The organism is Rhizobium sp. BK176, assembly GCF_024808055.1.
Map to the genome: position 1 here is coordinate 699,984 of NZ_JANUBV010000001.1, position 25,323 is coordinate 725,306.

Consider the following 25,323-nt stretch of genomic DNA (forward strand, 5'->3'; position numbering starts at 1 on the left):
CATCGATGTGGCAATACCTCGGCACTTCGCTTGCTGCATGCCATTCCCACGGGTAGATTGACGTCAGCAGGAGCTGAATATGACCATTGAAACCGAAAGCGTTCTTATGCCCGAATGGATCGATGCGCACAATGCGAAGGTGGCGGCGTTCCGCGCCGAACATTTTCCGCGCATCGAGGCGCTCACAGACGAGGAATGCGGGCGCGTATACAGCCGGTGGGCCACACCTGGCGTAGGCATGTCCGCCGACCGCCTTGCTCTGGAGTTCCGTAGCGAACTCGGGATGACCTGGCCTGATTCCGAAGCGGTGGCGATCGGAATGAAGTTGGTTCATGCGGTCTTGGTGAGGCTGGACAAGTACGATCCGGATTTTCGGCCGGCTCCGGAGCCGCAGTTCATCACGAACCTCGACGACGCAGCACTTTGGTATCTGCCGACTTCAAATCGGTTCCGCGTCGACTTGGAAGACCGCAGCGCCGAGTTCCGCGCGACCAACGATCCAAAGTTCGGGATCGACAGTGCGGATTTGGAGACCGCATATACTGTTCTTGAAGAACTTCAGGGGGTCAACGCGAACAAAGTCGCGGGACCACTCAAAACCCCTGGCCTTTGACCGAGTTACAGCCGCCTCAGAGAGGATACCGTGCTTCCGGAACCTGGGCCGCTGCCGAGATCGCTTGAAGGAGCTGATCAGGGGCCATATGCGCATGACGTCTTGCGCATAACGCCATCCAGCGTTTCACGCGATCCACTACCAGACTTCGTTTCCGACTGCCGGAGAAACCTCCCACGCCCGCAATTCTTCGGAAATGGGGCCTGGCACATGGCCTTCGATCAGTTCCTCGATCGTATATTTCGACTTGCGGACCGAGCGCGTTGAAGTCGGCAGGCTGTCTGTTCGATCGGGGTTCTTGTGGCCGTGCGATGGCGAATTCGCGGGATCGTTGTCGCTGTTCGACATAATGCTCTCCTTCACTATCGTGAATGTTGGTCGTCGGTCGCGTGCGAGGCAAGCGTGACCGGCTGGAGCCGTGTCCTATCCTCCTAAATCCGGACAGGCTTTTGATCTACCGAAATCCTAAGCCTGACCGTGCCGTTTGCCTAAGAGCTTCACTTTAATTGCATTTTGTACATAATCTTGGCCGTTGGCTGCCGTCGAGGCAAATCTGCTCTCGAACGCATACAGCAGCTTTCTCGACGGAGGTTGGAATGCGCCGATTCCTGGTGTTTTTTGCCATCCTGCTGGCCCTTGTTCCTCGTTTGGGATTCGCGTCGACCATCGACGCCATATTCAAGATCGAGGTGCCTAGCGGATACTCGTCCCCGATGACGAAGTTGGATGCAAGCACGAGCGGATCGTTTTCCGACACGATGTTGGCGTCGAAAGCCTTTTGTAGGGATGGTCTCTTTTGCCTTTCGTTCACTGGAAGCACGACCGCCACCGCTTTTCTCGACGAAGAACAGGATCGCGTTACGACTGGCTTGTTCGTGATTTCAGGTTTCCTGCGGTCCTACTGGAAAGAGGTCGATCCGGATCGGCTCACCGACATCCCTGTGCCGATTATTTTGTATGGCGGCGACGGGCAGCTGTTTGGCATGTCGAGCGGAGACCGCGCCACCGTAACCCTATCATCCGAAGACAAGAGGGTCGCGCAGACCGAGAGCTTCAAATTCAACCTCCATATCAACTCTGTGACCCTGAGGCTTTCCAGGCGATTGGAGATCGAACCCTTCAAACGGGCCTCAACGCGAATTAATAAGGCCCTGACGCTCACCGGATACTCGATCGACAGACGATGGATCGATAGCAGCTCTGGAAGGCAGGCCCCTTTTCCCGACGATTTCGCCGACGGAGTTTACACCAGCCGCGAGAGCAAAAATGTCATAGGGTTCGGCAACTACAAGGGGTTCAACGGAGCGCTCGGCGCGCCGATCGTCAACGAGAACCGGGAAGTTGTCGGCATTCAGATCGGAGCGCTCGGGGAGTTCTCCATGTTCGAGTGGCTGGTCCGCAGCGGGCTTCTCCGCTACCCGAACACGACCATACAGGGATTCGAAACTGCCAAAATTCAGACGTCGTCCGATCAATGTCGCGCGATATGCAAAGACCGATCCGGGTGTGCTGCTTACGACCATTCGTCCAGCGGCAACCTTTGCCGGCTATTCTCGACCGTTTCGAACGCTGTTTCGGCTCAGGGGTCTACTGCGGGAAGCCGACTGCCGATCACGGGCTACGGACCTCCCGCAAGAAACGAGTAATCGTCGGGACAGCTGTCTCAGTACCTCGTCAGAGTTCCGCTGATCCCTGCATTTCCCCTATAGGAGAGGGTTTTGTCGGTTTTCCTTGTGAGGACGATGTTCTGGGTGTCGCCGTCCACGACGTAGCTATACCGCAGGACGTTCCCTTGTATGGTTCCATCAATGCGTTCGCTTGCATTGTTGCTGGGAAAATCTGAAATTCCGGTTGCGCGGTTTCCGCTGACCTGGATGTCGAGTTCAACCGGACCTCCGACGATCAGCAGGCCGACGAACCCCTTCCTACGCCCCTCGAAGTACTTCGGCCCAGCTGCAGCTACCTGGTCATCGCCCTTTCCGGCTGCCTTGCTTCCCGGTCCTTTCGATGCGAACTGCGTGCATTTCTTGATCTGGATCGATTTCTTCGAGATGGGCTTCTGGCCGAAAAAAGTCTCGTCGGTCGATGAACCGTTCTTGATGACGGAAGTGTGCGGTGTGTTGTCGAGGTAGTATTCCACCTTGGAGCACGAATCTGCCGAACTCCTCACGGTGGCCTCCGCGGAGTAGCTTCCCTTCGACCCCGAGGTGCTGTTGATCGTGATCGTCGCCGAGCATGAACCGACTTTTTCATCAAAGTCGCATTCGGCCATTGCGGCAGTCGGCAGCCACAGCAACGCAATCGATAGGATGAAACGGCGCATATGGTGTCCCTCATCGTGTTCCCCTTTTCATAGCCTGCGTTTTGAGCTTGTCATATCCCCCAGTTGGAGTACCTCCACAGACCCCTCCAGTTCGGGGCAACTGGTCCTTTTCGTCGTCCTTGTGTAGCGTTCATCATGTAAACCGATCCAAGGCACACATATGACGAGCCGTCGTAGCGTTCCTCTTCACGAAATCACCCTCGATGCCTTGATGGCCAGCCCCTCCCTCCCAGCGAGCCAGGAACCTTTCCTGGCGGCCGCGGTCGCGGACGAGCGGCTGTATGACAACGCCTGGCCGAAGAACCCGCTCAAGGCGATGCTCAACTTCGCAAGGAAGCGCGACATGCTTTCCAAGGCGACGCCTGGGCCGGTGGACGGATACCTGATGGCGACGGCCGTCAATGGAGCGGGCGACGCCATGGTCGCGGTGTTCGATGCGGCCACGGGAGAACTTGCTGGCGGCGTCGAAGGCAAGAACATCATCGTTCGTGACGGTCACCAGAAAAGAGGCATTGGCACCGAGATGGTCATCAAGGCGTTCGAGATCGGTCTTTGGCATCCGGAAACGATGAACGAGAGCAACTATCTTTCGGTGGCAGGTCGGCAGTTGCGCCGATCTGCGCACAGGACAGCGATCATCCGGGCGCTCGTAGCTGGATTGGATGTCTCCGCTGGTGTCTTGGAAGACTATCCCGATCTTTAGGAACGTCTCGCTCCCCGCAACCGCTCGGTTCAAGTGGCTCCAGGGTCCAATGCCTTGGCGAATGTCTTCGCATCGCGGATCAGGACTGCGATGGCACGAGAGCAGAACGCGCAACCCGATATGGGTGAAAGTGTGGAAGACGCACGCATTGACCAGCCGACACCCCGTGGACCTGGCTTCAGCTGACAAGCGGTTTCGCCGCCCCGGCGTCAAACCATAGAAAAAACCGAACAAGCAAAAGGGGCAGAAATTATCTGCCCCTTTTGCTTGCATGCTTGGACCGCCGTCAGTTGACGACGATGGTCAAGTCGCTCGTCTGCTGCACCGGTACGTTCGTCGAACTCAGAACCTGATAGCGAACTGTGTACGTGCCGGCGGCAGTCGGCGTCCCCGCCAGGATGGCAGTACCTGCGTTGGCCCCGGTGCCAAGCGTCATCGTCATGCCCGGCGGAAGCGATCCGGAAAGCACCGTGAGGTTCTTGACGGTCGTGATGTACGCATTGTTGTCGTCCCAGAACAGAAGTGCCGTGCGCGAGGCGCTCACGTTGTTGGTCAACGTAATCGTACCGTAGTTGTTGACGATACGGAACGGGGCCTTGATGGTCGCCGTGACAGAACGGCTAGCGGTGGCTCCCGATGCGTCTTCGGCCGTTACCGTGACGTTGTACGTCCCAGCGGTCGTCGCGGTACCCGAGATCGTCAGGTTGCCGTTGACCACTGACGGCGTGAAGCCAGGTGGCAAGTTGGTGACGGTCCATTTGTCGGCCGCGACGCCCTGACCGAATGCCGCACCGGCAGGAACAAAGGTTCCGAGGCTTCCGGCCTGGGTTGGAGCAATCGAGATGCTGGTTCCGCCCGACAGCGTAAACGCCGTCCTCGCCGCCACGGTGATGGTGACCTCAGGCGAGATGGTGTATTGGCCATCCGGGGCGGTGGCACGCCACGTCGACTTGAAGGTTCCTGTCTGCGTGGCATAGCCACGGAGTGTCAGCGAGTTCCGCTCCGCCGGGTTCTTTTCGAGACGTACGCCCGTGGGAAGCGAGCCGCTTTCCAGTGTCCAGACGAGGTCGACGTCACTGACCAGGGTGTTGGTCCCCTGCTGCACGACCCAGAGCATGCCCTTGTTGAAGTCGGCCGTGAACGCCGTTCCCGCGATCGGAGTGTTCACTTTCGCCGTCATCGAGGAGATCACAGTGACAGTCCGGGTATATGTGGCCGTCTGACCGGTAGCGTCCTTTGCCTGAACCGAGAGGTTGTAGGTTCCGTAGGTCGTTGGCGTGCCGCTAATGGTCATGACGCCGTTTGTCACCGACGTGTTCATGCCGGGAGGCAGGCCTGTGACCGTCCAATTCGCCGCGTCGATCGGCTGTCCGTACGCGTTGTTGCTCGGTGTGAATGTTCCCAACGTCGCATTCGTACCCGAGACCAACGAAGAAGCGCCGGTTCCCGTGATCGACATGTTCGTCCTGGCACCGAGTGTAACGGTGATTTCAGGAGAAATCGCATAGTTGCCATCTGGGTCGGTTGCGCGCCAGGTCGACTTCCACGTTCCTGCGGCGGTGCCGTAACCACGTAGCACGAGGGAATTCCGCTCGTACCCGTTGCCCTCGAGCCTCAATCCCGGAGGCAGCGAGCCGCTCTCAAGTGTCCAGACGACGTCGTAGTCTTCGACCAACCCGCCGCCTGGCTTGTTTACCCAGAGCATACCCTTGTTCACATCGCCCGAAATCGCGGTTCCGGTGATCGGCGTGTTGCGACCTACAGTAAATGGAGCGTTTACCGTCAGGTTTAGCTTTGCCGAACCCGATCGGCCAAAGTGGTCCGTCACCGTCAACGTGATCGGAGTTGTACCAAGCGCTGTCGGCGTTCCTTCGACGTAGAGCCTGTTTCCGCTGACCCGCAGGCCAAGACCCGCTGGAAGAGTTGAACTGGTGACGTTGGCGATGGTGAATGTGCCGCCCGTACCGAAATTGCTGACGCCGAAGCTACGCGAGAAGGCGACTCCTTGGAAAGCGGTAGTCGTCTGGTCGCTGCCGAGCGAGATCGGCGCGTCGAAAGCGTTGAAACCGAAGCCCCCGCGGACCTTCGTGCCGTCTGCCAGGGTCACGTTCCAGTACGTGTATTTCCAGCCATTGGTGGTCGCTGTCGGGTATCCGCTGGCGATCAAGGTAGACTGGTCAGCCGACAACGTCGCCGTCACACCCGTAGGCAGGTTGTTGGTCTCGATCTGCCACGTCGCTCCGCCTGTGTAGAGCGCTCCCGTTTCGATATTCTGAATGCGGAGCTGACGATCGGCCGCCGTGATGTAGGTGTACAAAACCTGTTCGCTGCTGTTGCCTGTTCCGGCACCGTCTGTCGCGACGATCTTATATCCGGCACCGATCTGGAAGGTGATCGTCTGGCTTGCAGTGCGACCGAGGCGATCTTTAACGCCGATGGTTGCGGTGAATGGGCCGCTCTTCGTATAGGTGCCGCGCAGCGACAGCGTCTTGCCATCGGCGCTCCAGCTCGGCGAAATCCCGTCCGGCAGGCCTGTGATCGTCCAGCTGCCGGGCATAAGAACGTCTTCGGGGGCGATGCCCGTTGCCTGAAGGGATGTATCGAGAGTGCTTCCGACAACGGAATTCACCTGCGAGACCGTGCTGGTGATGTTCAGAAGCTCGTTGTTTACCTCGACGTTGAACGTGAAGGGCTTTGTATCGAACGTATTGCCGTTCACATCGGCCACACGGAACACGATGTTGCCGTAGACCCCCGTCTTCGTGGCGGAGCCAACGAAGCGCATGACAGAGCCGTCGGCCTCTGGAACGGCCGCTATCCCAGGGGGCAGCGTGCCGCTGACCTGTGTCCAAACCAGGTTTCCACCCAGATAAGGCGAATTTTGTGCGGTGAGCAACGCCACTAGAGCTGTCTGGGGCTTAGCGCCTCTTTCCTTGACCGTCTCCGACGTCGGGTTGTACTGCGCCGGCGAAAGACCGTTGACGACCGTTATCGGAATTACCGTGGAGGCGGTATCGCCGAGCGCGTCTGTCGCCGACACGTTCACGAGGTACTGGCCGACGTTTTTAGGAACTCCCGCGAACGTGACCGTCGTTTCGGTCTTCGCGATAGACATGCCAGAGGGCAAACCTGAAACCACCCACTGGGCGGGCAGGATGCCGCCCGGGGCTACATTGGTCGCCCTTACCCGTATATAAGACGGATCGGAAGGAAGTCCTGAGATCGTTTGGGGGTCGATCGTCGACCCCTCACGGGCAAGCTCAAGGGCTTCCTTAGCGATGACGGTCAATGTCAGAGGCCGGGAGTCCGTCGTGTTGCCGAACTTGTCGGTTACGCGCCAGACGAGATTGTCGAACGTGCCAAGTTCTGTCGGCGACCCGACAAGCTGGAGGCTCGACATGTCATCAGACACGACTGCCTGTACTCCCGCAGGCAGTCGGCCCGAGATCAGCTCCCACTTCGTCGCGGCGTCCGCGTAAGGGCGACCTGTCGCGCCGGTGTTGACCACCCGCAAGCGATATGACGCGCCGAAGCTCTGCAAATTCGAGTAGACGCTCTCGAATGTCTTGGTCTGCAGCAGATCAAAGCCTCTTACGACACTCAGAGTCAAAGCAATCTCGTCCGACTTACCGAGTGCGTCGGTCGCCGCCAAAGTCACCTTGTATTGGCCTGGGGTCTGAGGGATGCCGGATAGAACTGCGCCGTCGGCGTTCTGAACGATATTCATGCCAGGCGGCAGCGCGCCGGTCAGCTTCCAGTTGCCGACCGGGATGCCGTTTCCGTCGGAAGTGTTTTCCGCCGTGAAGATCGTCTTCTTGTCGTTCGCCGTGTCGAGTGTAAACGAGCTGCCTCGGTCGCTCACGACCTGAAGCTGAGGTTCGACCCCGACGAAGAACTTCACCGGGTCTGTCCTCACGTAGTTCCCCTGCCCGTCATTGACGAGCCAGGTCACCTCGAACGTTCCCAGTTGAGTGGCGATTCCCGAATAGACCATCTGCGATCCATCGGCCGACGGCGTCGCGGTTACGCCCTTCGGGAGCGATCCAGACGCAAGCGTCCAGGTGGCTCCGCCCGTGAAAACCTCATCGGTGCCGATCTCGTGGAGGGTGGTTACGATCGCGGCGCTCTTTGTGCCGTCGAGATATTGACCGCTACGATTGTTGACCGCCGTGTAATAGGACGTGACGTTGAAGACGACCGGAATCGTCTTCGAACGGCCGAGGCTGTCGTGCGCCGTGACCGTGATTCCCTGGTAGTGACCGGCGATATCCGCAGTGCCGGAGAAGACAAGCTGTCCGTCGACCACCGAATATGAAATTCCCGATGGCAGCGTTCCGTTGACCTCATATGTGACCGGGTAGCCCGGCCGAACATTGTCAGCTGCGACGCGAAGGGAGACCTGCTCCGTCTGGGCTTTGATCGTCGGGTATCCATCGGGCAACAGATATAGTGCGATCCCGGTGTCTACGACCTTGAAGCTAAGCGGCTTCGTCGAAACACTGTTCCCTGACTGGTCCTTGATCCTGTAGACGATGTTGTTGAAGTCGCCCGCCGCGATGGCAACCCCCTTGAACGACATTGTCTGTTTGTCGTCCGAAAGCTTGGCGACGACGCCCTGCGGGAGAGTCCCCGAGATAAGCTCCCAGCTGGCCGCGCCATAGAAGGGATTTCCAGACTCCGGGTCGAACAACGAAATCGAAACGTGCGGCTCGTCCGCGCCTAGCACCAGGGCGTCCGAGTCTCCGCCGATGTTTCTGGCGACGAACAGATCGGAAGGCTCCCCGGGGTCTGTCGGGTCTGTCGGGTCTGTCGGGTCGGTTGGGTCCGTCGGCTGACCTGGACCTTGTAGGTGTTCAAACGTCCCCTTCGTGTACCGATAATAGAATTTAGTGTCCGACTGCGCGTATGCGGTGGACGCCATCAGTTGGCTGACGATAAGTGAAGACGTGATAATTCTGCGCAACATGCGTGAGACCTTAGTTTCGATGATCAGAATGATGTGCTTCGGCGGAAGCAGTAGCAACTTTGTTTGCCGAAAAATCGGGTCTTGCATTTCTACCGTGTTCGAAATGCAACCAGTTTCAGCGTTTTTACTATGTGTTGGTGGGTCGCGGCGCTTCCAGTCCGCTGCTGCCACGCAAATCCGGACCTTGCAGACGGGTCATCCTAGCGACGGTCGAAGGCTGCTCTTGACCTCTACATCTACCGGACGGTTATCGAGGATTTCGAGACCCGCGCTTGCCGCATCCGCAAGATGCTGCCATTCCTGTCCCCGGCACTCGGCGAGGACGGCGGCCATCGCTTCGCCCATTAGCGAGAACCGATCCTCGCCGTCGGACATATGCAGGCACTTGTGCAAGTCGCGATACGCCGCGTACAGCTCCTCCGACAGTGCGCTAGCTCGCTGCTCTCCGATTCTGGCGGCCATATCGACTGCAATCCTGGTGACGCGGCGAATCCATGCGACATCCCGCGCGTAAATGCTGTCTGCCTGATCGATCTCCGGGGCCAACATAGAATTGACGGCCTCCAGGGAGTTTCTGTTGAGACGCGATTTGTTTGCCCGTTGCGCCTTGGCGGCGGCGCTACCGTAGTCCTCGATTTCGAAGAACACGGCGTTCTTGTCCAACGACGTCAGCGCGTATGGATTGGAGGTGACGAAAGCGAAGGTCCCGAGTTGCGGTTCTCTCGAGTCATTGAATTCGACTTCTGTGGTGAAAACCGCGACCTTGGGTTCCTGACACCTTTCATAAAGGACGCCTTCGACAAGTAGGAATTTCGACAGTCTCTCCCTGACGTTCCTGACCCTGCGATCAAGATCGTGATTGTCCACGCTGGCGAAGTCGGCAAGCCCGTCTCCGCCGTTCGCGCGGAGGCGTTTTTGATGTGTCCCTCCCGGCATGGGAGTCGCAAAAATGCTTGTCTCAGCGAAACTCGCGAGCAAATCCGCGGCCCTTTGCCCCGTCAGAAAGGCGGCGTCCTCCCCATGTTTCGTGGCGGCGATCGAGTTTGTGCTATCTATGACAACGGGCCTGAAGAAATGTTCCCCGAACTTCCTGACATGCATGAACTCGTGGGCAGGCGACGCCCCGATCGCGGTCGCGACGCCGCCACGGGTGAACTCGATGCCTTTGAAATCCTGTCTCCATCTGGTGGCCACCGGTACGTCACTGTCGGACAGGTCGGTCATTTCGAAGTCGACGATGCTCCATGCCTGGGTCGACTGCCGTCTTTCGCCACCAATTCTGGTGGCCGTGAGGTTGAAGTGTATTGGAACTGAAAACAGCATATTGATCGCCCGGTTGACGGGCCTATCGTAGGCGCTCTTGTCGCTTGGGACCATCATCCTGCTGTGGCCGATAACAGGGCTTATCGGCCAGTGGACATCCAAACAGCAAAAAGGGAGCGCTGACGTGGCGCTCCCTTCGTCCCCTGAAACATCCGCGAATGTTTCCGTATCACCCACGGGTAATGGGCGGAAAGGGTAGAACCCCTCGTCCTGGTGGAAGAACATCCGTCGTGGTGTCTCCCTGGCCCGCACGGTCGCTCACGTCAGCACTTGGCAAGCAGTTTAGACTCCAACGCAGTCCCCAGAACAAAAGGCAGTGGACCCCAGTGGGCCCTCGACGTCAGAGTATTCTCATGATCGCCGGATGGGCTGAGCCGTCAAGTGTAATAACTCACGAAGCGCGCGATTCCGTTTTGGGCTATTAGACTGGTTGCCGATTCGCGACGCAAACAATGGAATGCCCTGATGTCCGACCACGTGCTGTACCTCCACCAACAAATAAGAAGGCTGGAAGAGCAGCTGATCACCATCCGAAATCACGCGAACGCCCTTCACGGATGCGAGAAGGCCGTCTACTACATCGACAAGGCGATCGAAGACCTGAGGTCCCACGTTGGCGGCCGGTTGGCGTCGATGGTCGCCGACGCGGCCAAGAAATCCGACAGGACGCCGCCCAGCGAATGACGATAGTCGCTTTTCTGGTGATGCCAAGCACCGGAGGAGCATAGCCCGCGTAGGAGGTCGCCGTGTACATTCCGAAGCTGAACGAAGAGGAAGCGCGATTCCTGGCGCTCCGGTTCTTGTCCCAGTCTCCGAAGCGGCAGGGCAGCATCGAGCAAATAAGGAACTCGATCAGGAAGTCGCGCGAGATGGGAAAGGATGACCTCCGGCCAAATCCGACGAGAAGCAACGCTCCCTTCTGGCATCAGATCGTACAGAACGCCACCGACCGCACCATCCTCGACCAAGGATACGTGGTAATGGTCGTGCCTCCGCCGAACAAGATCGTTCGCATCACGGATGCGGGACTGGATGCGGTGAAGCCTCAGCTCGAGTTCTTCGATCACCATCCAGGGGTCGCGACCTACACGATGTTTGACGACACCATGCTCGAAGACCTCTACATGCGCAACCGGGCGAAACTTCCGTTCCGCAATGCCCGCAACATGGCCGACTTCGTGAAGTCGCGAGCCTTCGCATCCCTGACCAGAAGCGATCTGGAAGCCAAGGGGTTCGCGACGACCATTCTCGATGGCTTGGAGAACAAGTTTCGGTCGATCGACGGCCCGGTCTCGGAAGAGGCGGCCTTTCGCCTGCGGCAGATACAGACATGGAGAGTGACGAGGGATACCTACGACCCAACGGCAGGACTGGCGGATCGCCTTGCGCAGCTGTCGTCTGGCCCGTCGAAATTGTGAATTTCGGACTGAGGTGCAATGCTTTGTTTATCGACGACATGAAAGCGAAGCTATGACCGACAAATTCATCAGCCCGACAATGGACTGGATTTACGACAAGGACCCGAACTGGGCATCCGACACCGAGACCCTCTATAAGATGGGCTTCTCGAAGAAGACGCTTGTCGACGCCCACGGGTATAACGTCTTCGGCTTCAACGCCGACGGCGTTGATCGATTGGGATGCACAGAACAGGACTACCAGGACCCGGAAATTCTGGGTATCGGCAAGTCCAGCGGTCAGTGGATGTCCCTCTCGCAGAAGCTCCCTCTTCCGCTACCACGGTTCCTCAAGTTGAAGACGATGTTCGAACGTCTTTGCCGTGACAAATGGGAGGTAGAACCGGACTGGTTCACCGGCAGCGTCTTTCCGCAAGACGGCAGGGCGCGGCTATACGCGCATCTGGGTACCGACTACACCGTTGGCCTCCACTGGCACGACCCGGAGGACAGGAGCGACAACTACTTTACGATCAAAACGGACGTGGTTGCGCGCCTTCAGGCTAATGGCGGCCCAGACGAACTCCACTTCAGGATCGTTTCACGCAGCCTCGGGTCCAACCACGAAATCGCTGAGCAGAACGTCTGTGCGCCGAACCTTAATGCGGCCCAAAGCGTCTTGGCGAACTACGTCAACAAGTACCTACAGCCCGTCCACCGCTGGCATCTGCTCATTGTAGACACCCCCGACGGAGCGGCACTCGCGGCATATTCGACAGCCGAGCTCGATGCCGCGGAAGGGGATCGGTTCGGCGATCCCGTGGTCGCTGTCCGCAGGGAAGACGCCCTTCAAGCCGTCATGGACAGCGCCAAGACATCAGCCGTCGAGGCGATGGCGTCGAGGGGCATCCAGAGTTTGATTGGTCATCCCGCGGTGATTTCCAGCCCAAAGCTGCGCTGAACATGATCTCTGTGGCCGATACATCGAATTATCGGCCGCAAACGTCTCCTCACCGACGCAAACTTGATCAGCTCGCGATTGCCTCGCCAGTCTGATCATTGCCCTCATCTTCGCCAAACAGAGCGTTGCGGACCCCTGCTTTCGTCGCGATCCATTCGATGGCCTGGATGTCCGTGACGTTGAAGCCGACGGTCGCCGAAACTAGCTTCCTCGCGTTTTCGATAAGGTTTATCACCTCGTCCGAGACGCCGACCGCCTCTCTCCGGTCACCGAACATGATCCACTCAGGCGCGACATTGAGCTTCTCGGACAAACTGTCTAGCAGGTCGGTGGAGAAATCCGCTCCAGCCTCCCAACGCACGAGCGCGACCCGGCTTTTCCCAATCGCTTCACCGAGTTGTTCCTGCGTTAAACCAGCTTTCTGACGGGCTTCCTTGATGCGCTGTCCGATTTCGGGGTTCATGCGTAGCTCCCAAACTTGCGTTGCGTCTTACGAACACATATTGAGTAGCACGTTCACAATGTGTCGTCAAACGAACTTTTCGCACATTTTTGTCGGTGTGTTCAGTGGCCAGTATGAGTCCTTATGTAACACGGATCGCTCAGTACGCGGGCTGCAAACGTCCGCTCGGCGGCCGATAACTGGCATTATCGGCCAGGGTACGCTTCGGCTCCCCGATATCAGGTCTGCGCGTTGTTCAATGCCCAGCGGCTGGCCGCTCCAAGCGCCGTCTGGTCTCCCAAGTAGCGTGAAAGCCGATCACGAGTCTGTTTCCTGATCCAGCCTTCATCACCCGTAAACCGTGCGTACAGTTCCGGGAAGTTTCTGGCGACGGACTTGAAGTCACCGTGCCGACCGTCTCTGAACCCTATTTCAGCGCGACCGTCGGGATTCATGGCCCAGAAGAACGCAAGGGTCATCTCCGGAGTGATCCGTCCCTGACCGAGTTTTCCCTTTGCCTCGTTCAGACCAAAGCGATCTTCAACGAGGAGCGACCTCAACGATGAAATGCACGTCCAATCCAGTTCGTTCAGCGAGCGAACGCAAATGTACTGAGGCTCGCTGCCGTAATCGTCCGGAAAGTGTCCCGCGACCACTTTCTGGGCTCTGGCGAAAGCCTCTTTTATATTGCGGACGATGACCAGGCCTTCTGCCTCTGTCGGCTTGGGCCAGAACAGCGGCTGGAGGTCTAGCCGCCCCTCCTTGACGTCGAATGTTTTCTGTAGCTCCGCCACTTTGATGCGGCGTGCAGCCGCTTCCTCCGCAGCCTTCTTCTCGTTGTCGACCCTTTGCTTCTCGGCCGCTTCCTTTTTCCGAATTTCGGCGTCGATCAACTGGGGGACCTCTTGGCCAATTCCAGCGAGATAGGCCGAAAATCTGGAAGGAACGGTGGTCTCCTTCAAAACGACAATCGCGGTTTTCAGTGACGCGAGCATCCGTACATTCAATCCCGCTATATGACTGGTATACGCCTGAAGAACGCGACGCATAATGCCATCGTCGGAGATGCCTTCAACGGTGAAGTCGACGAGCGCGTTCTCCAAAGCCACAATGACTCGCCTGTACATTACCAAGACCTGTTGTTTCGTGATGTCGTTCGCGTGCTTTAGATATTCGTCCGGGATGACGGCGTTCACCTCCGGCCAATCCACCGACTTCGTTGCTTTGAGCCCGGCGTTGTCCTTGTCGATCAGCAATTGGGCGTCGCGCGCAGTCGCGATGGTTGAACCTGAATTTGCAAAATACGACAACGCAGCTATTTTGGCGGTCCTGGCCTCGTCCCTTTCGGCGTATTGGCGGAGACGCGAATCCTGGATGGCGATCCGGTTCCTCCGGCCGTTCGGGATCATGAGATCGTCAAATGTTTGTTCCGACACGCCTACGGCCGAACGGCGTTCGCGGGCGTTGTTCCCTACTCCTGTCCAACCCTCTGTTATGGCGCGCTTTAGCCGACGTTGTTCGGCGGCGTCCGCATCGCTCAACTGGCCCAATACCTTTTGCTTCAGGAGGTTCATTACCATCTGGTTCATTTATGCCCCACACATTTGAAACCGCGAGGCAACAATATTTGAAGTTTTAAGCAACGCAAGCGCGAATAAATAATAGTATTTACCCTATATGCTTAGCTCGGCATGTCTAATTGGTCATAGACTTGGGTATGTTGCCCCGTCGCTATGTCGCCTCAGTTCCCGCAATTTATTCTGGTCCCATAGAAAGCGCGCTCGAAGGTAACGCCGCGCTTCTCGGATTGTGCGACCATAATCTTCCGCATGTCGTTGGTTGCCCATGCAGCTGCAGCGGTCATTCGAACTTGAACACGAATCCCCTCTATTTCATCATTTTCAGACGATGTCTCCTGCCCTCCGGCGGTCGCGGTCGACCATTTGTCCAGGACCCCGTCCAAGAGGTTGGCATACGACTGGATGTTCTTGGCAATTTGCAATCCGACTGCCATCAATCGCCCCGATTTTTCTTCTTCGACGTCCTCTTGCCGAGTTCCCATCGTTGCCATGGCCCCGTCTCTTTCGATGCGTGTGGCCGTCCTCACGGGATCAACCAACTCAGCGGTATTCAACGCCGATAGATACAAGGTTCGAATGCGTGCGACCTCAGAGGCCTTCAGCCCCGACCCTATCGGCCAGCGCGCGATCAACCCTTCCATGTGGTGTGCAGCCGATAAAAGGTCGTCAGCGATTTCGCCGAAGCTGCAATCGAGTTCGGTTATCTCGCTGATCGCCTGCCGATGAGCGGTCTCACGAGGTGTCGCCTCATCGGAGCCTCGGGCCGCAAGAGCCGCCATAAAAATGCTGGCGGTTAAAGTCATAAAATGAGGCATGTCTTCCGAGCTCGCTATAAAAATGGGAATACTCATAGGAATGGCTTGGCGATCATGCATCCTCCAATTGGAGTACAGGTTCGAACGCTGAAAGACATACGCCCTGTCCAGCGTTAGCCGAACAGGGCGTCTAATTAGCTCGCTTGCGTGGCGTTCTAGGCTAGAGGCGACCGATCACCTCGAAGAAGGCCTTCTGGTCTTCGGCGCTCAGCTTGAGCGGCTTGACGGCGGCCTTGACACGCTTCATCGGCTTGGGAGCCTTGAAGAAACCCACCTGCAATCCGGTCCTGGCCGCGAAGGCTGCGTCCTCGCCGCTGGCGCGGAAATCGAGGGCCGCGCATTCCGCGATACCTTCTACCGTCTGGGTCTTCTGCTGCCCATGATAGCATTCGGTGACAGCGTCTTCCAGACCTGCCATGCCTGTCTGGCTGTAGATGTCCATGTACTTGTTGAGGCCCTTGCCTGCACCAGCCTCTGTTTGGGCTTTGATGTCCGATGCGACAGCAGCGGTAGCTGCGAATGCGATACCGAGTGCGACAGAGATGGCTGCAAGCTTCATGTTTTAAGGCTCCGTTGGTTGTGGAGCCTGTGTAGAGTGCACGCGCTACCTGCCCGTTAAATCGACGTCTAAAATTTTAAAGGCGTCGATTTTCTTGAAGACCCCAGATCGAAACCTCAGAAAGGCCTGATCCTGCCGGGGCGTTTCTCGTCGTCGATCGGTGAAGCCGATCCGGATGATGGAACCTTGACCCGCCCGGCTGCCATCATGAGCGCCAGGCTTTCCAGCGCTCTTTCTTTGGTCATCGGTTCCTTACTCTTCATCAGCTTCCGCAACTTTGCTTCCGCTTCCTTCTGGTCCTTCGAAGTCATCGTTTTTCCTGACCACTGTTTCTCAGAGAGGATGCATCAGGCGGAAATGCCAGTCAAAGCCTCAACGCAGAGTGAGGTCGCTTTCGCACTCGCTGCGGGCTTCATCGAATTCGTCGATGTGTGCGGCGGCGGCCGACCTGAAGTCGGGGTCCGCGATATCGGCTGGCGTCCGTGGCATGCCGAAGTCCTGGATCATGTTCTTGAACGTTTTTATGAGCTGCGTGTTTTTGTCGTCTGACATTGTTTTTGTTCCCCTGACCTGCATCAAAGCAGTGGATCGACGTTAGTCCTTCTCGAGGCAACTCTGTCATTCGATTTTGACGCGGCTGCCGCGGCGCGATTGCACGTGACACGGGTCGAAATCGCGCCGGCCGGCTATAGCGTGGGCATTTATGGTTGTCTTCCGGTCGCACTTCGTTAACCTCCGCCGGGTCATAACGACTGGAGGAACGGTTCGGCAGCGGGGGAGATCAGGATGAAATATTCAAAGGCCGCGATGACCGCGCATCACGTGCAATTCGGCCAGATGGCTATGATGCAGCCGTCTCAACATGCAGGCGAGCGCGCAGCGGAGCGCCCCTCTGGTCCTGCGCGGACCTATTCGACGGAGCGATACGCGCCAAGGGCCATCAACAACGGTGTCCCGATCCCCCAGCAACTAAGGGACCGGATCGAGGCTTCGATGAAGAAGCCAGACCCCGCGCCGGAGCCTGTATCGGTCGGAACGCCAACGACGTTCCTTGGCTGGGGCTTTTTCTAAGCCACGAGCAAGCCGGTCAGGGCGCACGCTGGATTTGTGGCTGGTAACAACGGCCGATAGATTGGCATCAGTCCCCCTTTGGAGCGCACATGCAGATCAAATGGAACCAGATCATCGCGGAGATCAGAAGCTCGTCCGAAGCCTACCTCTTGGCCGTCAGCGGCGGCGTGGATTCCATATTCATGCTCCATTTCATGGCGAAGAACTCCGGGAAGCCGTTGCGGGTCGCCCACTTCAACCACGGCCTCAGGGATCAAGCGGTCGAAGAGGAGCAACTCTTGCGGAAGACCTGCGCTGACCTCGGCTTGGAGTGCCATGTCGGATACGGGGAACCTGATAGGATGCGCGCGGCATCAAGTCTCGAAGCGGAGGCCCGTAGCCAGCGGTATCGGTTCTTCTCGACGATCAAACGACCGGAAGAGCTTTTGATGACCGGTCACCACGCCAACGATCAGCTGGAGACCATCATCCTGCGGCTCATGCGCGGCTACCCGCATGACAAGCTGAGCATGCGCAAATTCGCCGGCTCCAGATACCGCCCGTTCCTCGAAGTCCCCAAGGCAGCGATCCTCGAGCAAGCGAAGCGCCGTGGGTACCAGTGGATGGAAGACGCCAGCAACGCAGACAGCACGCACGAGCGCAATTGGGTCCGCAACGAGCTCATCCCCGAGATGTCCAAGCGTCGTAACGTCCTTAAATCTATCGTTTATACGTCCGCTGCGGCCGCAGCCGACTTCTCCATTGACGAGGAAGACTTCGGCGACATCGAACCAGCGATCGCCAAAGCCCCGAACTTCTAAGAGCCTTCTGATCACCGATGTCTTCACGGCAACTTGTCAGGTTATCCGCCTGAGCAGCGAGATGATCGCGGAGGTCTTTTCGTTCTCCATCATTCCCAAGAGGTGGTGATCGGCAAGATCGATCATCGCCGCCGCGACCTCGCGCTCATGCCATCCCGCCTCGGTGGCTGCCGTGATGAAATCCTGAAAAGCCCACAGCATCGCCTCTTGGCACCTGAGATGCCTGTCTGGATCGTCGTCGCTATGGCTAGGCGGACTGATCTGGCGCATGGCGTGTGAGAGTCAACTGATTTGCCCGTTTTGGCAAGCCTTGGCGACCGTACAGTGCAGACACCAGTGACGGATCGCTCACCACGGCCTCAGACCTGGACCAACTCCCAGTCTCCTTCGTCGAATTCCGGCATGAAGCTCGTATCCCGCACGATGTCGAAGCCGATTTCGGTGTAGACCCTCTGGCGCGCCTTCCACATGTTCACCAGCCGCTGGACCTTGTAGTCCAAATAGTCGTAGACCTCGATCTCTTCCTTGCCGTCCTGCTTACGCTGAAGGCGGCCTGTATATTGCTTCAGCCATCCCTCCGTCGATATCGGCATGGTCAGGAACAAGGCGCTGAGCCTGCTGTCGTCGAATCCTTCACCGAGGAACCCTCCGGTGGCCAGGATGAGGCGCTGCTCTCCGAGCGGGGCCGCCAGCGCGGCCTCGGCCTTCTCCCGAGCGGCTTTCTTCATTTGCCCGTGCATCACAGCCAGATGATCGACATGGCCTTCGAACCGCTTGGCAAGCACCTCGAGATGGTCACGGCGTTCGGAGATCACGATCGGTGACCTGCCCTTCGAAAGTGCTACGATCACGTCCTCGAATATCTGATCGTTTCTACCCTCGTCCTCCGCAAGAGCCTTGTAGATGGCCTGCAGCGCGTTGGGATCGTCGACAGGCACTTCTGGCGGCAGGATCGTAGCCGTCCGCCTCTGAAGGACCGTCTGGCGGATTCCACGCTCCGCCGCCTGCTGTTCGGCCGTCGTCCGGTGACGGATCGGCCCGCATTGCATGAACACCACCGGTTCCTTGCCGTCGCCCCGCTTGGTCGTCGCGCTGAACGCAGAGAAGTAGAGCGCTGGCGCTCGCTTCGTAACCGCCTCGTAGGTCACGGCCGCGATGTGATGGCACTCGTCGACGATGATGTTGCCGTACCCCGCGATGAAATCCTCTGACAGGTCGTCCAGCACCAACCCGTTTTCTGTCCTATCCTCGCCTTTGAGCCCCTGAATCACCGCGATGTCGATAACGCCCTTGTGGTTCCATTTGCCGCTGACGATGGTCCCGATCAACGATGGATCGATGTCGAGGAACCGTGGCAGAGCGGTTTTCCATTGGGTGAGAAGGTGGCTGCGGTTGACGAGGACGAGGGAATTGACCCCTCGGCCGCCGATCATCGCGGCCGCGACGACGGTCTTTCCAAACGACGGCGGCCCCTCGACCACGCCGATATCATGCTGCATCAGGGCCTCGTAAGCGAGTTGCTGCGACGGCTCCAATGTCCCTGTGAACCGGCATACGGATGGCAGTGATTGGCCCCTGTTGCGCTTGTCCTCGACCCGCGGTGCCGCCCCGTAATGCTCCAGATACTTCAGGACGTCCGGAAGGCAGCCCCGAGGCAAGGCGACGAACCTGTCGTCGATCTGGCCGCGCGAGATTATCAGGGGCTGGTTTCGGGTGTCGCGCTTGTCTTTCTGGGCTTTGAGGTAGACCGGGTTCTGAAATGCCGCGAGGCTCATCAATCTCGCCGCGTGTTGGGCGGGAAGCTGCGATCTGTCGATGTATACCTGGTTTGAGACAAGGACATCCACCACTGGCGGCATGGCAACCGAGACCGGCCGCACCCCGATTAGGCCGGACGGGCGCGTTCCAACAGTCGTGTCGAAATCGCCTTCTGCGACCAATCGGACGCCCAGCACGCGGTCGGCGCGCCTCTTGGTGGTCCCGAGCAGGGAATCGAGCTGCGACAGGGATAGGCGTTTCATCCGATCGAGGTGAAGCCACTGATCGTCTACCTGGTTCATCTGATCGTCGAGGAAGACGGTGTAACCCAATGCCATCTGCCTCATCTGTAGCGGCAGCGGAACTGGCTTCGCGTTGACTGGAGATATCGCGGAGTTCTCGGCTGGCCAAACCAAATCGTAGGTCGAGAAAGCCAGTTCAGGCCGACGGTCCATCGTCTCCGTCACGAGCGAGTAGGCCAGTTCGCGTGCCTTGCGCGCGGGGACGCCTTCCTGAAAGAAGACCCAGACCCGCGCGCCTCGCCCGTCCCTGCCCGCCTCCACCGCTGCCGGAATGCGCCAAAGCTTTGTGGTCTCGAGGAAAGCCTCGGCATCCTTGCGCCACCCTTCCGAGACGAACCCAACGCAGAAGAAGCGGCAGGTGCCGTCAGCGGCGACGGGATACACCGCCGCGACGAACTCGTCGTCCCGCCTCCAGGCCGCCACCTTGCCGAATTGCTTGCTGCCAGCGAGATGGCTTCTCATGATCATCTCTCGGTTGACCACGAAACTCTTATTCGGACATGACTCGCACCGCGCAAGCCCGCCACCACCGCCTTTTTGGCAAAGCTCCTTGTCCCACTCGTTGTCGCAGAGGATCGCTGTCCCAATCCTACCGTTGTTTTCCCATCGATAGCCAACGTGGAGGTCGTGGCCGCCGAACAGCCCAAGCAGGAAGTTGACCTTGGCGCTGAGGGGCGAATTTCGGTCGATCCGGGCCGTGACGACGGGAGCGGCGAGGCCGAAAAGCGGGAGATCGGAATGCTGGTCTCCGCTGGCCCTCCTCATGCGGCAACCAATCGAAGCTGTAGAATTCCTGACGCAAAACTGGCTCGGAGCATGCAAAAACCCCTTTGGAACTGAGGTCTTTTACAGGATTATTGAATGATTATCAACATTTACCAGGAATTGATGACGTCGAACGCGATCTTGCTTCGACGATCAACACAATCGAGACCGCTCAGCGACTTAACGTAAGTGACTGCGACGGCATAACGATTGGTCGCTGCCGCCAGCGATCGATGCTGTAGAGAGCCATCTCCCTCACCTTCGGACGAAGGTACGGCCTGGTCTTCGCGCCACCGACAGCGGCCTCGATAACGCGCTCCATCGCCACGTCGAGATCGTCATCGACCCCCTGCGCCGGATCGCGGCTGTCGACCATCGCTTTTAGATGCATGACGGAATTAATCAGCTCGGTTGATCCGACATCGAGTATCATCGGCCTGGTTCTCGAACGCACCGTGATCCCCCATGAAACGTCATTCAGCACCATTTTTGCCATTTTGTCCATTTCGAAAGCGTCATTATCCACGCACTGGTAGTCGTCTAGCCACCGCTCGATATGTACCCCATGGTTTGCATCGATGTTTTCAGGCTTCTTTCTCGCTTCGAATAGCTGCAGTGCTTGCTCTTCCTGGTCGACGTTGAAATGAAACGCGAACAGGTCAAGACCACCGAGCTCCGACTGACGAAAGTCCCTGGTGACGACCGAGTACACGCGGGCCGCATCATAGGCAAAGAGGATGCGATCCGGAGCGTTGAAAATCACCTTATACATCGGCTCCGAGGACAGCTCGTACGCCCTCTCGCCGACGACGATATGTTTTGCCGCCATGTCGTCCGCGCGTCGCCGCCAGTCGGCGATCTCGGTCTCAGGGTCTCTGGGGCGCGGAACGTTCCTGACGGCGGCCGCGACGAACTCCGGAATTCCATCATACCCTTTCAACTCCTTCGGTTTCGCCACGAGCTGTGGCCGGGGCGGAATTATCTGGCCCGGCGTCGTCTTCGCAAGCTCGATTGCGGCCTCCCACAGGTCGTTTTGTACCCGCCTGAACCGATCGGAGACTGATAGCGGATTGTCGGTCTTGGTCCTGACCATCCGCCGATATAGTCTTCCGGCATGTAGACGAAAGTCACATCGTTCGAACGGACTGTTATTAAAGACCGCTCGCAGTGCCAACGGCGCGTCGCGTTCGGATAGCTCTCGTAGCGCCACTTCGTGGTCGACTACGCCAACAAGTGTCTTCTGCGTCTTCGAAAGGCTTCCGCCGATGGTATGCAGGACGGGTATTTTTATCGACTTCCGCATTCTGCCATTTTCTCTTCTATAGCGACAGGAAGAGAATAAGGGCAGCTCAGGCAAGACGCGAGCTGTTGCATTTGGTGTCGGGCGTTCTGGAGCCTACGCCGCAGAAGCGCTAGCCCGCATCCTCTTCGGCTTGCGGAAGGACCATATCAACATCAACGTCACGCTCCCGCAGAGTATCGCGGCCGGCAGGTGGGAGACGAATGGAAACAGCATGCCGCTTGTACGCTCGTCGTGAAGAGGCGTCTGGACGACTCCTCCAGCGAGCGGTGTCAGTGGCCTCAAATAGCTTCCGGTGTAGGTGATACCTCCCCTATCCACCGCCTCCAGATAATGGCCGTCCGACGCATAGTCGATCATTGCCCGTCCCGCCAGCAGAGGTCCGTCGAAGACGAAGGTGAAAGCGATGACGGCGATCGCGCCCATCTTGGCCACTTCCGGGCCGATGAAACGCCACGCCATTGCAACGGCTGCCACGGAGAACAGCGCGTATAAGAGAAAGCTGTCGGCTAGAATCTGCATCCAGCCGGCTTGCCGACCATGAAGCTGCGAGATCGTCATGCCCTCCGAATAACTCCAGATGAAACTGCGGAGAAGCCGTTCCGACGCGGTTTGAACGGAGTCGGAGAAAATCCCTAGCAACCCCCACCATTCCAGGCAGTGTCCCGCGACCAGCATCATGGCCGCACTGATGAGCAGTGCGTCGGTTTTGCGCCGCTGATAATTCATGGCTTCCGCTCCAGGACCGAGGAAAGTCTGGACGGCAATGGGAAATCCTCAGGTTTATCCCGACGATAAGATGTGTCTGACGTCATCATTTGAAGCCGCATGTAGTTTGCGGCGGAAAGCCGCTCGTATTCGCCTCCGAAGGCTTTCGTCTGGAGGATCAAGGGAAGGCCGAGTCCTATCAACGTCGAGTACGAGAAAGACAACAGAACTAGACAGAACAACGTTAGCGTGATCAATCGTGGAACGGCTTCGGCAGGCGGTTGAAGCTCGTAAACTGGCACATTTGAATGGTCTGGAAACGAGAGTGCCTGAGCCAATGTCTTCTTCGAATTTGCGGCATCACTGACGACGGCGACGCGCATTTTCTTTGCCGTCGCCATGGGCAGCCCCGGGGAGTGCCTGACGATCCTGCCAAAAAGAGATGAGCGATAAGCTAAGGTAGTGGCTGAGACGAAACCGAAATCCGAGAGCATGATGCACTCCATGTTCTCAGCGGCAGGATTAAGTGGGACGATTTCCATACGCTCTGACCTCGATACGGTCCCGGATTAGCAAACCCCGGCAAGAAGCGCGACCCCCATCTTTTGGTATGGTTTACGCCGTTGGACATTCGGCTTCAGGGATTTTCCGTAGCGGGCTGTTAGCTGCCCGAGGAACAAGTCGGCACGGCCTCGCAAATCCGCGAGATCATCTTTCCCGACAGAACAATCCGGAGACCATATCTGCGTCAACGGTTCGAACTGGCGATCAGGAGAACCACTTGCGCCAGTCTGTCCACCTGATCGCGGTGGACGTTGAAGGTGCCAACCTCCAAAAGTTCGGTGATGAAATTCTTCCACGGATCGAGGTTCTCACCCCGAAGCCTGGCGTTGGTTACCCATAGTCTGATGCCATCCGTGATCTTTTTCGCGACAGCGCTATCCACCTTCGACAAGACCTGAACGACGGCCCTTCGAGCCTCGGCCGCCGATACCTCATCACGGAGAAACAGGTCGTCGATCGTCAAATGAACGTGTTTTACCACCTCGAGGTGATTTGCGCGTGCGAACTCTTCGGTCTCGGCGCGATAGGCCACCAGCTGTGCCTTGGTTTCCTCGATGAGCCTCTCGAACGCATGTTCAATCTCGAAAACGGCGTGTTCGGCGTCGCGATGTTCCACAATGGCAAGTCGAAGCGCCCTTCCGGCATCGTCTTCCGAACTCAGGCTTGCTGGGAACGGCCGCAACTCGATCAATGCGAACATCGCCTTTTCCGTGAGATTGAGGAGCTTGGCAAGATGCGTCGGGTTCATATTTTTGTTCCTGAACGTAATGGCATGAGCCATGGCCGATAACTCGCGTTACCGGCCATGAGGTCTCCCAAGGATGCTAGATGCGCGGCCCGATTCCCGCCGTCGAAGCTGGTCTGCCGCCAAGGTCCTTGTCGATGTTCGCTTCGAACTTTGCCAGACCGACGTATTCCAGAACGCGCTCGTCGCCAGCCAGCGTCTCGTAGCTGACGCGGATAACTGCTTGTCCAGCCAATGCGGCCTTTGCGGTAGTCTTGCCGCCGTGGATGATCTCGACAGTGTCGCTTGGCTGGCCCACGACCGAGCTGCTCAGCTTGACTTCGCCGTCGAAGAAATGCTCGCGCATCTTCGGGATGATCTTTTCCCAACGGAAGTCGGTGACGATCCCGGCCTCGACGTCATCAACCGGGATGAACCAGTTGTTTGCGCCAATGGCCCTGAGGATTTCCTCCACCCTACCTCCGATCGTATTTGACCTCAATTCGGCGTGCGCCCATCCAGACTTCACGCACGATAGCGGCGTGCCTTCGATGGGTTTCAGCTCTACGTGTTCGATCGACAGCGATGAGTTGGCTAGTGACGGTGAGTTGGAGTCAACCTGCACGCTCACCGCATGCGCCCGCGCCCTTGCGTCGGTGAATAGGATGGAATGGTCTTCCGAGGCCGGGTTTTCGCTCGGATGAAGTACCAAGGTCAATCCAAGTTCAGCGAGCTTCGGTCCAGCAAGGAACTCGATTTGAGCGGCTACTCGTTGTAGGGACATTTCATTCCTCCAGTGTTTGATTCACTGTCATGCTAGGGACGGCATAAAGCAAATGAGGGCGGCCAAAACGAAGCCGCTCAGAGGATCGTCGGCGTGTAAAGGTCGACCGTCGCGATGTATGGCATGCCACCTGCGTCTCGACGCATTCCAAGCTCTCTCGCCTTGGCGGAATCAAGTCTGGCCTCAGCCTGCAGCGTGCCGTCGATGAATACGGAAACCCAACGTCGGCCAAACGTGGTTTCGGACTTGCCATCGAAAGCGACCGCTAGCTCCGGCAAATGGAGGATGTGGTTGTCTGAAAGGACGCCGACGCCATCCATTTCGGCAAACGGAGTTTCCCCGCTCTGGCTCCTGTCGAAGAACTTAACGGCGACACCTTTCTTGACCCCGTCGAACACCTTCAGGTCGACCGGCCATTGCCAATCCTGCAATTGCAGATAAAGCAGCCCGCCCTTTGGCTTGAAGCCGAGTTCTTTCCAGAACGCCCGCTTCTCGGCGTCCTCTTCTGTCACCGTGGCGACCACGTAATTTTCTTGGCACATTTGCGCGAGGATGGATTCCGCGACCATCTTTAGACGGCCTTGCTCGCCGGTCTTCACATGGAACAACTCGATATTGCTGCCGTGCGTGACCGCCGCGCCGATGGCGTCGCCATTGAGGTTGAGGTGCCATATTTTCGAGTCTGATGGCCGCTGAATAAATGCCTTGTAGACGTCCGAGTGACCGCTTTTAATCGCCTCGTTACGGAGAAACTGGCGAACCTTGTAATGCGTATTTTCGTCACCCGACATCAAAACCTCCACGGCCTAGTCTTTAATTAATGACGTCGCTTCGATATCAATGGTGTCTGGCTATGTCAACACTT

General features: G+C 57.8%; 25 protein-coding genes. 8 read left to right on the forward strand and 17 right to left on the reverse strand.

The features are described from left to right. Nucleotides 1-79: 79 nt before the first annotated feature. Nucleotides 80-613 carry a hypothetical protein gene (locus FHT76_RS03980; RefSeq protein ID WP_259184428.1) on the forward strand — a complete coding sequence of 178 codons (534 nt, stop codon included), beginning with the start codon at nt 80-82 and terminating at the stop codon, nt 611-613. 138 nt (nt 614-751) lie between these two features. Here FHT76_RS03980 and FHT76_RS03985 read toward each other — a convergent pair whose 3' ends face one another. Beyond that, nucleotides 752-961 (reverse strand): hypothetical protein, encoded by a 210-nt coding sequence (locus FHT76_RS03985; RefSeq protein WP_259184429.1) that lies wholly within the window; start codon nt 959-961, stop codon nt 752-754. A 248-nt stretch (nt 962-1,209) separates the two neighbouring features. Here FHT76_RS03985 and FHT76_RS03990 point away from each other — a divergent pair, with 248 nt between their 5' ends. Next, entirely contained in the window at nt 1,210-2,259 is a 1,050-nt protein-coding gene (locus FHT76_RS03990) for a PAN domain-containing protein (protein ID WP_259184430.1), read from the forward strand. A gap of 17 nt (nt 2,260-2,276) precedes the next feature. Here the strand turns inward: FHT76_RS03990 and FHT76_RS03995 are convergent, their stop codons facing one another. Next, a complete protein-coding gene (locus FHT76_RS03995) occupies nt 2,277-2,936 on the reverse strand; it encodes a hypothetical protein (protein WP_259184431.1) in 660 nt (219 codons plus the stop codon). A gap of 160 nt (nt 2,937-3,096) precedes the next feature. Between FHT76_RS03995 and FHT76_RS04000 the strand changes: the two genes are divergently transcribed. Next, complete coding sequence (locus FHT76_RS04000; RefSeq protein ID WP_259184432.1) at nt 3,097-3,639, forward strand: hypothetical protein; 543 nt, start codon at nt 3,097-3,099, stop codon at nt 3,637-3,639. 286 nt (nt 3,640-3,925) lie between these two features. Here the strand turns inward: FHT76_RS04000 and FHT76_RS04005 are convergent, their stop codons facing one another. Both FHT76_RS04005 and FHT76_RS04010 read right to left on the reverse strand, forming a co-directional pair. Further along, nucleotides 3,926-8,605, reverse strand: coding sequence for an Ig domain-containing protein (locus tag FHT76_RS04005; protein WP_259184433.1), 4,680 nt, complete (start codon nt 8,603-8,605; stop codon nt 3,926-3,928). 195 nt (nt 8,606-8,800) lie between these two features. Next, nucleotides 8,801-9,985 (reverse strand): hypothetical protein, encoded by a 1,185-nt coding sequence (locus FHT76_RS04010; RefSeq protein ID WP_259184434.1) that lies wholly within the window; start codon nt 9,983-9,985, stop codon nt 8,801-8,803. Between the two features lie 408 nt (nt 9,986-10,393). Between FHT76_RS04010 and FHT76_RS04015 the strand changes: the two genes are divergently transcribed. From FHT76_RS04015 to FHT76_RS04025, 3 genes are all read left to right on the forward strand, one after another. Next, nucleotides 10,394-10,612 (forward strand): hypothetical protein, encoded by a 219-nt coding sequence (locus FHT76_RS04015; RefSeq protein ID WP_259184435.1) that lies wholly within the window; start codon nt 10,394-10,396, stop codon nt 10,610-10,612. Nucleotides 10,613-10,674: 62 nt separating this feature from the next. Further along, nucleotides 10,675-11,346: a hypothetical protein gene (locus FHT76_RS04020; RefSeq protein WP_259184436.1), complete on the forward strand. Its 672-nt coding sequence runs from the start codon at nt 10,675-10,677 to the stop codon at nt 11,344-11,346. A gap of 52 nt (nt 11,347-11,398) precedes the next feature. Then, a complete protein-coding gene (locus tag FHT76_RS04025; protein WP_259184437.1) occupies nt 11,399-12,286 on the forward strand; it encodes a hypothetical protein in 888 nt (295 codons plus the stop codon). Between the two features lie 67 nt (nt 12,287-12,353). Here the strand turns inward: FHT76_RS04025 and FHT76_RS04030 are convergent, their stop codons facing one another. The 6 genes from FHT76_RS04030 to FHT76_RS04055 form a co-directional block, all read right to left on the reverse strand. Beyond that, the gene (locus FHT76_RS04030; protein WP_259184438.1) at nt 12,354-12,749 is read right to left on the reverse strand and encodes a helix-turn-helix transcriptional regulator; all 396 of its coding nucleotides are present in this window, start codon (nt 12,747-12,749) and stop codon (nt 12,354-12,356) included. Between the two features lie 218 nt (nt 12,750-12,967). Beyond that, nucleotides 12,968-14,317 carry a hypothetical protein gene (locus FHT76_RS04035; RefSeq protein ID WP_259184441.1) on the reverse strand — a complete coding sequence of 450 codons (1,350 nt, stop codon included), beginning with the start codon at nt 14,315-14,317 and terminating at the stop codon, nt 12,968-12,970. 152 nt (nt 14,318-14,469) lie between these two features. Further along, on the reverse strand, nt 14,470-15,159 hold the full coding sequence (locus FHT76_RS04040; RefSeq protein WP_259184443.1) for a hypothetical protein: 690 nt from the start codon (nt 15,157-15,159) through the stop codon (nt 14,470-14,472). Nucleotides 15,160-15,283: 124 nt separating this feature from the next. Next, on the reverse strand, nt 15,284-15,682 hold the full coding sequence (locus FHT76_RS04045) for a hypothetical protein (RefSeq protein WP_259184444.1): 399 nt from the start codon (nt 15,680-15,682) through the stop codon (nt 15,284-15,286). 116 nt (nt 15,683-15,798) lie between these two features. Next, on the reverse strand, nt 15,799-15,993 hold the full coding sequence (locus FHT76_RS04050; RefSeq protein WP_259184445.1) for a hypothetical protein: 195 nt from the start codon (nt 15,991-15,993) through the stop codon (nt 15,799-15,801). 61 nt (nt 15,994-16,054) lie between these two features. Then, nucleotides 16,055-16,234 (reverse strand): hypothetical protein, encoded by a 180-nt coding sequence (locus FHT76_RS04055; RefSeq protein WP_259184446.1) that lies wholly within the window; start codon nt 16,232-16,234, stop codon nt 16,055-16,057. A 234-nt stretch (nt 16,235-16,468) separates the two neighbouring features. Between FHT76_RS04055 and FHT76_RS04060 the strand changes: the two genes are divergently transcribed. Together FHT76_RS04060 and tilS are read left to right on the forward strand one after the other, a co-directional pair. Continuing rightward, nucleotides 16,469-16,753, forward strand: a complete 285-nt coding sequence (locus FHT76_RS04060; protein ID WP_259184447.1) for a hypothetical protein — start codon at nt 16,469-16,471, stop codon at nt 16,751-16,753. Between the two features lie 89 nt (nt 16,754-16,842). Beyond that, entirely contained in the window at nt 16,843-17,553 is a 711-nt protein-coding gene (tilS, locus tag FHT76_RS04065; protein WP_259184448.1) for a tRNA lysidine(34) synthetase TilS, read from the forward strand. Between the two features lie 36 nt (nt 17,554-17,589). Here tilS and FHT76_RS04070 read toward each other — a convergent pair whose 3' ends face one another. The 7 genes from FHT76_RS04070 to FHT76_RS04100 form a co-directional block, all read right to left on the reverse strand. Beyond that, entirely contained in the window at nt 17,590-17,754 is a 165-nt protein-coding gene (locus FHT76_RS04070) for a hypothetical protein (RefSeq protein WP_259184450.1), read from the reverse strand. Nucleotides 17,755-17,912: 158 nt separating this feature from the next. After that, nucleotides 17,913-20,378 (reverse strand): TOTE conflict system archaeo-eukaryotic primase domain-containing protein, encoded by a 2,466-nt coding sequence (locus FHT76_RS04075; RefSeq protein ID WP_259184451.1) that lies wholly within the window; start codon nt 20,376-20,378, stop codon nt 17,913-17,915. A 172-nt stretch (nt 20,379-20,550) separates the two neighbouring features. Beyond that, complete coding sequence (locus tag FHT76_RS04080) at nt 20,551-21,471, reverse strand: hypothetical protein (protein ID WP_259184452.1); 921 nt, start codon at nt 21,469-21,471, stop codon at nt 20,551-20,553. A 303-nt stretch (nt 21,472-21,774) separates the two neighbouring features. Further along, nucleotides 21,775-22,407 carry a hypothetical protein gene (locus tag FHT76_RS04085; RefSeq protein ID WP_259184453.1) on the reverse strand — a complete coding sequence of 211 codons (633 nt, stop codon included), beginning with the start codon at nt 22,405-22,407 and terminating at the stop codon, nt 21,775-21,777. A 727-nt stretch (nt 22,408-23,134) separates the two neighbouring features. Next, nucleotides 23,135-23,698 (reverse strand): hypothetical protein, encoded by a 564-nt coding sequence (locus FHT76_RS04090; RefSeq protein WP_259184454.1) that lies wholly within the window; start codon nt 23,696-23,698, stop codon nt 23,135-23,137. 76 nt (nt 23,699-23,774) lie between these two features. Beyond that, nucleotides 23,775-24,458 carry a hypothetical protein gene (locus FHT76_RS04095; RefSeq protein WP_259184455.1) on the reverse strand — a complete coding sequence of 228 codons (684 nt, stop codon included), beginning with the start codon at nt 24,456-24,458 and terminating at the stop codon, nt 23,775-23,777. Nucleotides 24,459-24,535: 77 nt separating this feature from the next. Continuing rightward, nucleotides 24,536-25,249, reverse strand: a complete 714-nt coding sequence (locus FHT76_RS04100) for a hypothetical protein (RefSeq protein ID WP_259184456.1) — start codon at nt 25,247-25,249, stop codon at nt 24,536-24,538. Nucleotides 25,250-25,323: the final 74 nt, after the last annotated feature.